The 13,453-nt window shown below is 49.2% G+C and carries 11 protein-coding genes; 5 read left to right on the top strand and 6 right to left on the bottom strand.

Features of this window, described 5'->3' with window-relative positions; all coding sequences use genetic code 11:
- Position 1: 1 nt before the first annotated feature.
- From ribD to glyA, 3 genes are read right to left on the bottom strand one after another with little or no spacing between them, the layout of a single operon-like run.
- Positions 2-1,093 carry a bifunctional diaminohydroxyphosphoribosylaminopyrimidine deaminase/5-amino-6-(5-phosphoribosylamino)uracil reductase RibD gene (gene ribD, locus DN062_RS13210; protein WP_112159781.1) on the bottom strand — a complete coding sequence of 364 codons (1,092 nt, stop codon included), beginning with the start codon at positions 1,091-1,093 and terminating at the stop codon, positions 2-4.
- A 27-nt stretch (positions 1,094-1,120) separates the two neighbouring features.
- Positions 1,121-1,630, bottom strand: coding sequence for a transcriptional regulator NrdR (nrdR, locus tag DN062_RS13205; protein WP_112159780.1), 510 nt, complete (start codon positions 1,628-1,630; stop codon positions 1,121-1,123).
- Between the two features lie 54 nt (positions 1,631-1,684).
- Positions 1,685-2,938: a serine hydroxymethyltransferase gene (gene glyA / locus DN062_RS13200; protein ID WP_112159779.1), complete on the bottom strand. Its 1,254-nt coding sequence runs from the start codon at positions 2,936-2,938 to the stop codon at positions 1,685-1,687.
- Positions 2,939-3,135: 197 nt separating this feature from the next.
- Between glyA and ettA the strand changes: the two genes are divergently transcribed.
- Together ettA and DN062_RS13190 are read left to right on the top strand one after the other, a co-directional pair.
- The gene (gene ettA / locus DN062_RS13195) at positions 3,136-4,794 is read left to right on the top strand and encodes an energy-dependent translational throttle protein EttA (RefSeq protein ID WP_112159778.1); all 1,659 of its coding nucleotides are present in this window, start codon (positions 3,136-3,138) and stop codon (positions 4,792-4,794) included.
- 159 nt (positions 4,795-4,953) lie between these two features.
- A complete protein-coding gene (locus tag DN062_RS13190) occupies positions 4,954-5,334 on the top strand; it encodes a PilZ domain-containing protein (protein WP_239995786.1) in 381 nt (126 codons plus the stop codon).
- Here DN062_RS13190 and radA read toward each other — a convergent pair.
- The 3 genes from radA to hemE are packed head-to-tail and all read right to left on the bottom strand — an operon-like array spanning position 5,325 to position 8,483.
- A complete protein-coding gene (gene radA / locus DN062_RS13185; RefSeq protein WP_112159777.1) occupies positions 5,325-6,719 on the bottom strand; it encodes a DNA repair protein RadA in 1,395 nt (464 codons plus the stop codon). The two genes, DN062_RS13190 and radA, sit on opposite strands and share 10 nt — an antisense overlap.
- Before the next feature lie 15 nt (positions 6,720-6,734).
- Complete coding sequence (gene can, locus DN062_RS13180; protein WP_112159776.1) at positions 6,735-7,394, bottom strand: carbonate dehydratase; 660 nt, start codon at positions 7,392-7,394, stop codon at positions 6,735-6,737.
- A 21-nt stretch (positions 7,395-7,415) separates the two neighbouring features.
- Positions 7,416-8,483, bottom strand: coding sequence for a uroporphyrinogen decarboxylase (gene hemE, locus DN062_RS13175; protein ID WP_112159775.1), 1,068 nt, complete (start codon positions 8,481-8,483; stop codon positions 7,416-7,418).
- 203 nt (positions 8,484-8,686) lie between these two features.
- Between hemE and DN062_RS13170 the strand changes: the two genes are divergently transcribed.
- The 3 genes from DN062_RS13170 (at position 8,687) to DN062_RS13160 (ending at position 13,402) form a co-directional block, all read left to right on the top strand.
- Positions 8,687-9,481, top strand: coding sequence for a helix-turn-helix domain-containing protein (locus DN062_RS13170; RefSeq protein WP_112159774.1), 795 nt, complete (start codon positions 8,687-8,689; stop codon positions 9,479-9,481).
- A gap of 100 nt (positions 9,482-9,581) precedes the next feature.
- Entirely contained in the window at positions 9,582-12,701 is a 3,120-nt protein-coding gene (gene putA, locus DN062_RS13165; protein ID WP_112159773.1) for a bifunctional proline dehydrogenase/L-glutamate gamma-semialdehyde dehydrogenase PutA, read from the top strand.
- Complete coding sequence (locus tag DN062_RS13160; RefSeq protein ID WP_112159772.1) at positions 12,701-13,402, top strand: delta-1-pyrroline-5-carboxylate dehydrogenase; 702 nt, start codon at positions 12,701-12,703, stop codon at positions 13,400-13,402. The genes putA and DN062_RS13160 overlap by 1 nt, the downstream gene beginning before the upstream one ends.
- The last annotated feature ends 51 nt before the right edge of the window (positions 13,403-13,453 follow it).

Below are 13,453 nucleotides of genomic sequence, written 5' to 3'. Positions count from 1 at the left end.
ATTACTTCTCCGAAAGAAAACGCCATGTCATACGTATATCTTGACCGATCAGACGACAATCATCCAATTCCAAACGCTTTTGATCCTTCATTTGCGACAAAGGCAGCGTCATTAACGGGCGAGCCTCACTGCCTAATAAAGTCGGTGCCATGTACACCAGCAATTCATCGACACAGTTGGCCTCAACAAACGCACCCACTAAGTTCGCACCGGCTTCAACTAGAACTTCATTAATTTGATACACCTCAGCCAAATGAGTCAGCAAAGACACCAGATCAATCCGGTTATCGACGGTGTTCAGCTGGAGGGTCGTGCAGTGGGTCGGCCAATCCTCTGTTTGTGTAACGGAAGAGGAAGTGACATGCAAAATCGGGCCGGTTGACTGTAGCATTTTAGCCGTCAGAGGCATGCGCCCTTGACTGTCCAACACAACACGCAAAGGCTGCGGCAAATCATTGCCAATCCGAACCGTCAGTTCAGGATCATCAGCCAACACCGTGCCTATTCCCGTAATGACCGCTGCACTTCGCGCACGCCATTGCTGAACATCCTGACGCGCGTCAGCGCCCGTGATCCATTTTGATTCACCACTTTGCATGGCCGTTCGGCCATCTAAACTCATCGCCATTTTGATACGGACGTAGGGCAAACCTTTTTCCATCCGCTTAATAAAGCCTGGATTAAGTGCACGCGCTTCAGATTCTAACAACCCTGAACTCACCTCAATACCAGCCTGTTTAAGCTTTGCCAAACCTCGCCCTGCGACAAGAGGGTTCGGGTCTGTCATCGCCGCCACCACACGACTCACGCCCGCGTTGATTAACGCATCGGCACAGGGTGGCGTCCGACCAAAATGACTGCAAGGCTCTAAGGTCACATACGCCGTTGCGCCCTTCGCATGCTCTCCTGCCATTGCAAGCGCCAAGGCTTCGGCATGCGGTAACCCCGCTCTCTCATGAAAGGCCTCTGCAACAATGGTATTTTCACGCACTAACACGCAGCCAACGCGAGGGTTAGGATGGGTTGTAAACAAGCCTTTTCTTGCCAACCTAAGTGCTTGAGCCATGTAGCGATAGTCATCTGCGCTAAACATAAGAATCACTTGTTAGGAGGAATGAAATTAAAGCCGGACATTGTCACTGCTCTGCTGATCTTCTTCAAGATCAACCTGCCCGTCTTTTTGTAAGGAGAGACGATCAATTTCGCGACGAAACTCGTCTATATCTTGGAAACAACGATAAACAGAAGCGAAACGAACATACGCAACTTGATCGAGTTTGCGCAGTTCGGCCATCACGGCTTCGCCCACTTGACGTGAGGGCAACTCTCGCTCCCCTGCTGCACGCAAGCGGTGTTTTATTCGGGTTAAGCTAGCTTCAACATCTTCGACACTGACGGGACGCTTTTCCAGCGCACGCTGAATACCCGCACGCAACTTTTCTTCATCAAAGGGCTGGCGCGTGCCATCGGTTTTGACAACCTTAGGCATCAGCAGCTCAGCCACTTCAAATGTCGTAAAGCGCTCATGGCAACTGATGCACTCCCGGCGACGACGGATTTGCTGACCCTCGGCAATCAGCCGAGAATCAACAACTTTGGTTTCATTGGCGCCACAAAATGGACAGTGCATGCATGCCTCAAAGCTAAAGAGCGTTGCTAATGCCGGCCGTTCGCCGGCACAGACTTAATTATAAACAGGGAAACGAGCACAGATTGCTTTAACCTGCTCTTTTACCCTTTCAATCGTACTTTCATTGTTGATATCGTCAAGAATATCACAAATCCATCCAGCCAACTCCGTCACTTCGGCCTCTTTGAAGCCACGACGCGTCACGGCAGGTGTGCCAATACGCAGACCCGATGTTACAAAGGGTGAACGTGGATCGTTGGGGACAGAATTTTTATTGACCGTAATATTAGCACGACCTAGGGCCGCATCGGCATCTTTTCCTGTGATGTCTTTTTTGATCAAATCAACTAGGAACAAGTGGTCATCCGTTCCGCCAGACACAATATCAATACCACGCTCTAAGAAGACCTTGACCATGGCTTGAGCATTTTTGACAACCTGTGCTTGATAGGCTTTCCACTCAGGCTCCATCGCTTCTTTAAAGCAAACCGCCTTCGCTGCAATCACATGCATTAAAGGGCCGCCCTGAGATTCAGGGAAAACGGCAAAGTTAAGCTTTTTCTGCAGATCTTCATCGGCGCGTGCAGACAGAATCAAACCACCGCGCGGACCGCCTAGGGTTTTATGAGTTGTCGTGGTGACCACATCAGCAAAAGGCAAAGGCGATGGGTACACATCGGCTGCAACCAAGCCCGCGATATGTGCCATATCAACAAACAGATACGCACCCACTTTGTCCGCAATATCACGGAAACGCTGCCAATCAACGACACGCGAATAGGCAGAAAAGCCGGCAATGATCATACGCGGCTTATGCTCTAACGCCAGCGCTTCAACCTGAGCATAGTCAAGTTCGCCCGCTTCGTTCAGACCGTATTGAACGGCATTGTAAATACGGCCAGAGAAAGACACGGCTGCACCGTGGGTTAAATGCCCGCCATGAGCCAAACTCATCCCTAAAATGGTATCGCCTGGCTGACACAATGCCATAAAGACAGCGCCATTGGCTTGGGAGCCGGAGTGCGGCTGTACGTTAGCATAGGTTGCACCAAACAAAGCTTTAGCACGGTCAATCGCTAAATCTTCGACAACATCAACGTACTCGCAGCCACCGTAGTAACGCTTACCAGGGTAGCCTTCAGCGTATTTATTGGTTAGCTCAGAGCCTTGCGCCTGCATAACGCGCGGGCTGGTGTAGTTCTCTGATGCGATCAGCTCAATGTGCTCTTCTTGACGCGTCGCTTCTGACTGCATCGCGGCCCATAGATCCGGATCATAACCGGCAATTGTCATCTCTTTGCTGAACATGGCTTTCCTCTGAATATAAGCGCTAGCATCCGTAAACGGGATACCTCTTTAAAGTGCGTTATTATAGTACAAAATCTTTACGTTCTGCACATGAAAGCGGGTCAGGTTTGCATGAGTAATTAGCATTCAGCCTAGCCAAGAGGTAGAATTCAAGCCTATATTTCCCGTAACCCATAAACAACAGCAGGCATTGTCTGATGGCTCAGTACGTTTACAGCATGAATCGCGTGGGTAAAGTAGTACCACCCAAGCGCGAAATTCTCAAAGACATTTCATTATCGTTTTTTCCTGGCGCCAAAATTGGTGTGCTCGGTCTTAACGGCTCCGGTAAGTCGTCCTTACTCAAAATCATGGCAGGCGTTGACCAAGAATATATTGGTGAAGCACGCCCCATGCCCGGCATCAAGGTGGGTTACCTCCCGCAGGAACCTGAGCTTGATGACAGCAAAACCGTTCGCGAAATCATTGAAGAGGCCGTGGCCGATGTTAAGTCAGCTCTCTCCGAGCTAGATGCGGTCTATGCCGCCTATGCCGATCCTGATGCCGATTTTGATGCACTTGCAAAAAAACAAGGCGAACTTGAAAACCTAATTCAAGCCAAAGACGGCCACAACCTCGATAACGCACTTGAGAGAGCGGCGGATGCCCTGCGCCTTCCCCCTTGGGATGCGAAGGTTGGCGTTTTATCCGGAGGTGAACGTCGCCGTGTAGCTCTCTGCCGTTTACTGCTCGACAACCCTGACATGCTACTCCTCGACGAGCCCACCAACCATTTAGACGCCGAGTCGATTGCGTGGATTGAGCGCTTTTTGCAGGAATACCCAGGCACCGTCGTGGCCATTACCCATGACCGTTACTTCCTAGACAACGCTGCCGGCTGGATTCTGGAGCTTGACCGTGGACGCGGCATTCCTTATGAAGGCAACTATTCTTCTTGGCTTGAACAAAAAGATCAACGTCTAGCAACCGAAGCCAAACAAGAGGCCTCTCACCGCAAAGCCATTCAAGCCGAGTTAGAGTGGGTGCGCCAAGGCGCCAAGGGCCGTCAAGCCAAGTCCAAGTCTCGTTTGAAGCAGTTTGAGGAAATGAACTCACGTGAATTCCAACAACGCAACGAGACACAAGAAATCTACATTCCACCTGGACCTCGCTTAGGCGACAAGGTCATTGAGTTACGTAACGTCACCAAATCCTATGGCGACAAGTTGTTGTTTGAAAACTTAGACCTGTCCATTCCACCCGGTGCAATTGTCGGCATCATTGGTCCGAACGGTGCGGGTAAGTCAACGCTCTTTCGCATGATCAGCGGTGAAGAAAAACCCGATTCTGGCGAAATTGAACTCGGCAGCACCGTAAAACTGGCCTATGTTAACCAGTCACGTGAGCTTGAAGGCGACAAAACAGTTTTCGAAGAAATTTCGGATGGCCAGGACATCATCACGGTTGGCACCTATCAAACCCCAGCACGTGCCTACTGTGGTCGCTTCAACTTCAAAGGCTCTGATCAGCAAAAGTTTGTCAAAGACCTATCAGGGGGTGAACGCAACCGCTTACACATGGCGAAACTGCTCAAAGAAGGCGGCAACGTCCTCTTACTCGATGAGCCAACCAACGATCTCGACGTTGAAACACTGCGCGCACTCGAAGAAGCCATTTTAGCCTTCCCAGGGTCGGCCGTGGTTATTTCGCATGACCGCTGGTTCCTAGACCGTGTCTGTACACATATGATTGCTTATGAAGGGGAATCTAAAGTCGCGTTCTTCGAAGGCAACTATACCGAATACGCAGAAGATTATCGCAAGCGTTATGGCAAAGACCATCAACCTGAGCGCATCAAATACAAGCGTATGACCTGAAAAAGCGGGTCTGGTGCAAACGACTAATCTCTGCACTAGACCCCCTTGACTTAAGTCATTTTATTTTATTCGCGGAGCCATTTGCGAACTCTCTAGATATACGAAACACAATTCATCGTCTAGAATGTTATTTAGAACCTGACCAAAAGGTAGCAGAACGTGAGCAAGATTATCAATGACCGTCGTCGCTTTACACGCATTCACTTTGATGCAGAGTGTGAGGTTCACTTTACGGGTAAAGCAGCCGTTATGCAGCTCGTCGACATTTCGTTTCGCGGCGCATTACTGACCTGCAACGACACGCTTGACTTATCACTTGACGAACCCGCTGAGCTTTGCATTTATTTAGCAAACGACATCTTAATAAAAATGCAGGTTTCACTTTCCACTCGCGAGCATCCTCACTATGGCTTCGTCATTGAAGAAATAGACATTGATAGCATGTCGCATCTGCGTCGTTTAGTTGAACTTAACCTAGGAGACGAAACGCTGTTAGAAAGAGAGCTTGAACAAATGATTCTCGATGAGCCTCAAATCTGATCCAGCGCATCAGACAAACGGGCAACACCAATAATCTGCAGACCCGCAATCGGCTCTTTGGGCACATTGGCTTTTGGCACAATGGCTCGTTTAAATCCGTGCTTAGCCGCTTCTCTTATGCGCTCTTGGCCATTTGGAACAGGACGAATCTCGCCAGATAAACCGACCTCACCAAACACAATCAAATCCTGTGATAAAGGCTGATCTCGAAAGCTAGAGACGATGGCCAACAAAAGAGCGAGATCCGCGCTCGTTTCGAGCACCTTCACACCGCCAACGACATTCACAAACACATCTTGGTCACCCGTCATTAAACCACCATGACGATTCAACACGGCTAACAACATCGCCAAGCGATTCTGATCAAGCCCAACGGCTACTCGGCGTGGGTTAGACACATGAGACGTATCGACCAAGGCCTGCAACTCAACCAATAGCGGGCGAGTTCCCTCCCAGACCACCATCACCACACTACCTGCACTCGCCTCTTCTCCACGACTTAAGAAAATCGAGCTGGGATTGCGCACTTCTTTGAGGCCCGTTTCGAGCATGGCAAATACACCCAGCTCATTGACCGCTCCAAAGCGATTTTTATGACTTCTCAGAGTACGAAAACGGCTATCTGAGGAGCCTTCAAGCTGCAGCGAACAATCGATCATATGCTCCAGCACCTTGGGTCCAGCCAAAGAGCCATCTTTCGTCACATGCCCAACTAGAAACAAAACCGTTCCTGTTTGTTTCGCGAAACGAGTCAAATAGGCGGCTGACTCTCTCACCTGAGACACAGACCCAGGTGCCGACTGCACATCCGCCATATGCATAACTTGTATCGAGTCAATCACCATCACTTTAGGTTGCAACTGCATAGCGACATCGCAAATGGTTTCGACTGAGGTCTCAGACAGCATCTTAAGATGATCCGCTTTTAAACCCAGCCGTGCCGCCCTCATCGCAACCTGCTGCAATGACTCCTCGCCCGTAACATAGAGTGCGGGATACTGCATGGCCAAATGACAAAGAGTTTGTAACAGCAACGTACTCTTGCCTGCACCTGGATGACCACCGATGAGTACCGCAGACCCTGGTACTAAACCGCCCCCTAACACACGATCCAGCTCACCTGCTCCCGATGATATGCGAGGCATCTCGGCCAAATTCACATCACCTAAACTGATCACTCTCTGAGAGGTTTGATTTCCGGCGGTGCCCGTCGCCCCGGCATAACCATCAAAACGTGCACCTCGCGAAGACGACGAGGCTGTCGCACTGCTTAAACGAACCTCGGTTAGCGTATTCCATGCCTGACAAGCCGTACACTGCCCCTGCCACTTTGAATACTCGGCACCACAGTCATTGCACACATATGCCGTCTTCGCTTTGGCCACGTAACCCTACCTGTTTTAGTTTGCTTGCAATTGGTGAACTCGCTGCACAGCGCGCTCATATTCCACGTCGGTTTCGTCAATCGAACCCACGCAAAAGTTAAGGTCCGTGATCAAGCCATCGTTTAAGCTGTAAATCCAACCATGAACCGTCAGCTCCTGACCACGCGCCCAAGCTTCGCGCACAACCGTCGTATTGCACACATTTTCAGCTTGCTCGATTACGTTTAATTCACACATCCGATCAAACTGCTGATCAGTTGCCTGCCAGTCACCGATGACCGCTCTATGCTTCGCATAGACATCACGGATATGACCCAGCCAATTATCAATCAAGCCGTGCCCATGCCCATCTAACGAGGCTTTCACCCCGCCACAACCGTAGTGACCCACAACCATGACATGCTTCACCTTCAACACCTGAACGGCATACTGCAAAACCGACAAGCAATTCATATCCGTATGAATGACCAAATTGGAAACATTGCGATGAACAAACAACTCGCCCGGTAACAGATCAACGATTTCATTTGCCGGAACACGACTGTCAGAACAGCCAATCCATAAATACTCGGGTGCTTGTTGCGCCGCCAAGGTCGGAAAAAATTCTGGACTCTCTTCCCGAATACGTGCAGACCAAGCCTGATTACTTTGAAATAGCTGTGTTAGTTTTTTCATTGAAAATAATGGCCCATATTATTATGACTGATGATATTGGGCGCTAAGTTCATGTACAGCATCGACAAAAATACCAGCATGCTCGGGATTAACAAATTGATGAATACCATGACCCAAATTAAAGACATGGCCAGCACCGGAACCATAGCGCTGAAGAATATCCGCAACCTCGGCACGTATCCGAGCAGGCGACGCATATAAAACCGACGGATCCATATTGCCCTGCAAAGCAACCTGCTGCCCCACACGACGACGTGCATCATCAATATGCGTTGTCCAATCCAAACCTAACGCATCGGCCCCAGTTTTTGCCATGACCTCCAGCCATTGTCCACCATTTTTTGTGAACAATATGACCGGAACTCGACGTCCATCATATTCGCGAATCAAGCCTTTAACGATCTGCTCCATATACGCCAAAGAAAAGGTCTTGTACATTTCAGGACTGAGTACACCGCCCCAAGTATCAAAAATCTGGACGGCCTGAGCACCACTGCGAATTTGTTCATTCAAATAATCGGTGACAGATAAGGCCAGCTTGTTCAGTAGCTCATGCATCACATCCGGCGTCGCATACATCATTTCTTTTATATGACGGAAATCTTTGCTAGACCCACCTTCAACCATATAGGTGGCTAGTGTCCATGGGCTGCCTGAAAAACCGATCAAAGGAACGCGACCGTTCAACGCCGAACGTATGGTTTTAACCGCACTCATTACGTAATCAAGATCACTGGCCGCATTCGGCACCGGCAGTGCGGCAACATCTGCCTCCGTGCGCAGCACTTTTTTAAAGCGTGGCCCTTCTCCCGCTTCAAAATAAAGACCCAGCCCCATTGCATCAGGAATGGTCAGAATATCGGAAAAGAGAATTGCCGCATCTAGATCGTATCGCTCCAACGGCTGCAAAGTAACTTCACAGGCCAGCTCAGGATTTTTACAAAGACTCATAAAGTCTCCAGCCTGTGCACGTGTTGCTTTATACTCGGGTAAGTAACGCCCCGCTTGGCGCATCATCCACACAGGGGTAACATCGACCGGCTCACGCAATAAGGCCCTTAAAAAACGATCATTTTTCAATTCGGACATAGGGGAAAGATCCTATTTCTAAGCAATAATGAATTTGCGCACATTGTAACCTTTTCGTGAACAAAAAGGGGAAGGAAAACACTGGACCGTCACAAACACGACGATAGTAGGATGCAAATTAGACTTGTTATCTCTAACCACTTATTATGGAATGAATAGTTTGATATTGTTCTATTCAAACACCCGATGCCGATGTCCTTATTATGGTAAAGAAAGCAGAAGTCGTCAGTTTGCCCGAAAAAGCTGACCATCATGATCACAGTTACCACCAGCTTGTATTTGGTTTGCAAGGGGCAACTGAGTTTGATGTCGCTGGGGCCGCACAGCCCGTTAGCCTAGGGCAAGGGTGTGTTTTACCCTGTTCAACTGATCACGCCTTCTGGGGCATGGGTGATAATCAAATTATCGTCATTAACCTACCCATCCAAGCGGAAGATCCCTCTTTACAAAAACGCATTGACCTACTCTTCAAACAATCAAAATTCATCAACTGTAGCAGCGAACTGCAGATTCTGATCAGTGCGCTTAGCCGTGAAATGCAACAAAGCCCAAACGACCCTTTTCTACAAAGCGCATGCAGCCACACGATCGTCTGTGCACTTCAACGACACCTCGAACAACAGCACCCTTATCCGGCACGTTTTTATGGTCGGATCAACATGTCACTGATCGATAGCTACATAGACCTACACATTGATCGCAAAATTCTGGTTAGCGAGTTAGCAGGGTTGGTTTTCTTAAGTTGTAGTCAGTTTTTTGACCGATTTCGTGAGCAAACGGGAACAACACCGCAGCAATACGTTTTAAATCGACGTTTTGATGCCGCTCTTAAGGCGCTCACAGAAACACGAGAGCCGCTTGCTCAAATCGCCAGTCGTTTTGGCTTTGCCAATCAAAGTGCCTTAACACGTGCATTTAGCCAACACCTCAACATTTCCCCCGCCCGTTATCGCAAACAGTTTTCAATGATATCGGAGAATACGCCAAAAACTCCGTAGAAACTGGCAAGACCTGTACTAGCTTTTATTATTAGAGTGTCGTCATTGTCGGTTATCAGCAACATTTAGCTTGCTGACACTAAATTCTGAGGGTTGCACTATGTTTAAAGCAAGCAATGTTCTTGATTCGACCTGGGTTAACCAGTCGACATCAGAGATCTGGTCATCTATCTCTCCTCTTTACTCCATTGATGAAGACACTTGGCTAAGAGAGTTAATGCCTTTAGCCGAGCCCAAGGATCAAGAGCTGCAAAAAGCTGAACAGTTGGCAACATCCTTAATTGAACAGGTCAGAGCCGATGGCGATGCCATCCACATGATTGATGCACTCTTATTGGAGTACAGCTTAGATACGAAAGAAGGCATTCTTTTAATGTGTCTAGCTGAAGCACTGATGCGCATTCCGGATGCCGACACGGCAGACGCACTTATTCGAGACAAACTCAGTGTCGCTGACTGGAAAAAACACTTACGTAACTCTGACTCTCTTCTCGTAAACGCCTCAACTTGGGGGCTTTTGCTAACAGGTAAAGTCGTCAGCATGGATGAACGTGAAGATGGGTCACCTGCTGGCATTATTAACCGTTTAGTCAATCGCATGAGCGAGCCTGTTATTCGTGCCGCTATGCAACAAGCCATGAAAGTGATGGGACATCAGTTTGTTCTGGGACGTACGATTAGTGAAGCCATGAAGCGCGGTTCTGATTATCGCAAGAAAGGCTACACCTACTCCTTTGATATGCTCGGAGAAGCAGCGCTTACGGCTAAAGATGCTCAGAAGTACTTTAATGATTATATGAGCGCCATTGAGTTCACAGGAAATTTCCAAGATCCGAAGGCAAAAGGGCCTAGACCGAGTATTTCCATCAAGCTCTCTGCATTGCATCCACGTTATGAAGTCGGCCAAGAACATCGTGTCATGACCGAACTCTACGACCGTGTCCTAACGTTAATTCAAAAAGCACGTTCACTGAACGTCGCGATTACCGTTGATGCTGAAGAGATGGATCGTCTGGAGATGTCCCTTCATCTCTTCGAAAAACTCATCCGCAGTGAAGCCTGCCAAGGCTGGGGCGGTTTTGGTTTAGTTGTTCAGGCCTATTCAAAGCGGGCTTTACCCGTTTTGGCATGGCTGAATGCGCTGGCTCGTGAAGTGGGCAATATCATCCCTGTGCGACTGGTGAAAGGCGCTTACTGGGACAGCGAAATCAAGCTTTGCCAGCAGCGTGGTTTGAGTGGATACCCCGTCTACACCCGCAAAGAAGCCACCGATGTGTCCTACTTAGCCTGCGCACGCTTTTTATTAAGTGAATCTGTACGAGGCAATATTTGGCCACAATTTGCCAGCCACAACGCACATACTGTTGCCAGCATCCTGACACTCGCTTCACACAGAGATTTCGAATTCCAGCGCCTGCACGGCATGGGAGACGCCCTGTATGATCGAGTATTGACTCAATCCGGTGTCACCGTTCGGATCTACGCCCCAGTGGGGAGCCATAAAGATTTGCTGCCTTATCTGGTTCGCCGCTTACTTGAAAATGGTGCGAACAGTTCGTTTGTCCATCGTCTTGTTGATGCGCGCTGTCCAATTGCAGAATTAGTACAACACCCTTGGACGACACTCAACAGCCGTCAAACACTGCATAACCCGAATATTCCCTTACCTTGTGCTATTTTTCACGATCGCAAAAATTCGTTCAGCCCCAACATTGAGATTGAAAGTGAGTGGTTGCCCTTCCGTGACAGCGTGAGCTCTTTCTTCACTAAAACCTGGTCAGCACAAGCACTCATTAACGGTCAGCCTCACTCAGGTCATCCGAGCCACAGGGTCCTTGCTCCACACGACCATAACCTTCATGTGGGTGAGGTCAGCTTCGCCAATGCCGAGCTCGTCTCACTCGCCATTAGAACGGCAAAAGACGGCTACGAGAACTGGAATAAAACGTCCGCTCACACTCGCGCAGACGCCTTACGCCGCCTAGGTGACCTCCTTGAAGAGAATCTTGCTGAGCTCGTTGCAATTTGCCATCTGGAAGCGGGAAAAACGATTCAAGATGCCATAGATGAGGTCCGTGAAGCGGTCGATTTTTGTCGTTACTATGCCAATGAAGCCGAACGCATCAGCGAAGCTCCCATGATGCTTAAAGACATTGATGGCCATGCACGTCCTTGGCAACGTCAGGGTCGCGGTATTATTGTCTGCATTAGCCCTTGGAACTTCCCTCTAGCCATTTTCCTCGGTCAAGTGACAGCAGCTTTGGTTGCAGGCAATAGTGTGATTGCAAAGCCTGCCGAACAAACCAGTTTAATCGCCTATAGAGCGACCGAACTGATGCTTGAGGCGGGCATCCCCGACAATGCCATATCACTACTGCCAGGTGATGGCGCTGGTGTTGGTGCACCATTGACAAGCGACGTAAACATCAATGGTGTTGCGTTCACGGGTTCTACCGAAACAGCGCAACTCATTAACCGCTCTCTGGCCGCACGAGGATGCGCGCCTGTTCCATTTATCGCCGAAACAGGTGGCCAAAATGCCATGATCGTCGACTCAACAGCCCTACCAGAACAGGTCGTCAATGATGCCGTCTTATCTGGCTTTGCATCGGCAGGTCAACGCTGCTCAGCGTTGCGTGTTTTATGTGTACAAGCTGATATCGCCGATCGCATCGTAGAGCTCTTACAAGGCGCGATGGTCGAGTTGAGTGTTGGTGACCCTCGACTTCATCAGACAGACGTTGGTCCGGTGATTGATGCCGAAGCACAAACAGGATTGTTGAACCATATTGAAGCCATGAAAAAGAACGCCAAGCTTTTAGGGCAAACACCGCTGAACGCCGCCTGTAAAGAAGGGACATTTGTCGCGCCCACTGCATTTGAAATTAACGCCCTCAGCGAACTAGGACGTGAGCAATTTGGTCCGATCATTCACCTGCTGCGATTTAAGGCGAGTGAAATGGACAGCTTGATCGACCAAATCAATGCATCCGGGTATGGTCTCACTCTCGGCATCCACACCCGAAACGAGCGCACCGCGGCTCAGATCGAATCCCGTGTCCGTGTGGGCAACTGCTACATTAACCGCAATCAAATCGGCGCAAGTGTCGGTGTCCAACCCTTTGGAGGCCAAGGTTTGTCCGGCACAGGTCCAAAGGCAGGTGGTCCACACTACGTTCAACGTTTTACAGAATTAAGACTTGTTGAGGAGCTGCACTAATGGCTAGCCTATCCGATAACCGAATTGCAAACGCACTGTCTGCCTGGGATGCATGGAATCATCAAGGATTTATCAAGCGCAGTGAACGTTTACAGAAAATACACACGCAAATACCTCAAGCAAACGATGTCAGAAGCGTTGGCCTACTTAAGCATTTGTTGGAGCAGGCGGCAACGCTTGAGCAAATTATCACGTTGCCTGGGCCAACTGGCGAAAGCAACGAACTTTACTTAAATGGACGCGGTATTTGTTTAGTTAGCGCCGATCAAACATCGACCTACACCGCCTTTTTAGGTCAAACCTTTGCCGCACTTGTCGCAGGCAATGCAGTATTGCTGCACTGGCCTGAAGAGCAAGCCTGGTGTGAACAACTTGCCAGACTGCTTCATCAAGCGGGTGTTCCTGAAGCCATTTTGCAAGCGGTCTCCGATCTTTCTTTAAATCAAGCACTGGGGCTTGATCACTTAGCTGTGATTGCTTGCGTCTTGCCGATGAATCGAGTGATCGAAATAAATGCCTTGATCGCTAAGCGTGCAGGCCTATTGGTACAGATGGTTGCCGAAACAGACCCTGTGCAATGCACTCATCTTCTTCAACCCGATCATTTGTCACGTTTTGTCACCGAACGCACGCGTACAATCAACACCACCGCCGTAGGTGGTAATGCAACCTTACTCGAACTCGGCAGCAGTGCTGTCTGACTCGTCACTCTACTTGATTTAGTCCTCAAGTTTTAGCCATCTTCGGATGGC

Source organism: Nitrincola tibetensis (genome assembly GCF_003284585.1).
In the GTDB taxonomy this organism is placed as follows: domain Bacteria; phylum Pseudomonadota; class Gammaproteobacteria; order Pseudomonadales; family Balneatricaceae; genus Nitrincola; species Nitrincola tibetensis.
The sequence above is the reverse complement of the archived record's forward strand: the minus strand, read 5'-3'. Positions and strand labels throughout refer to the sequence as shown.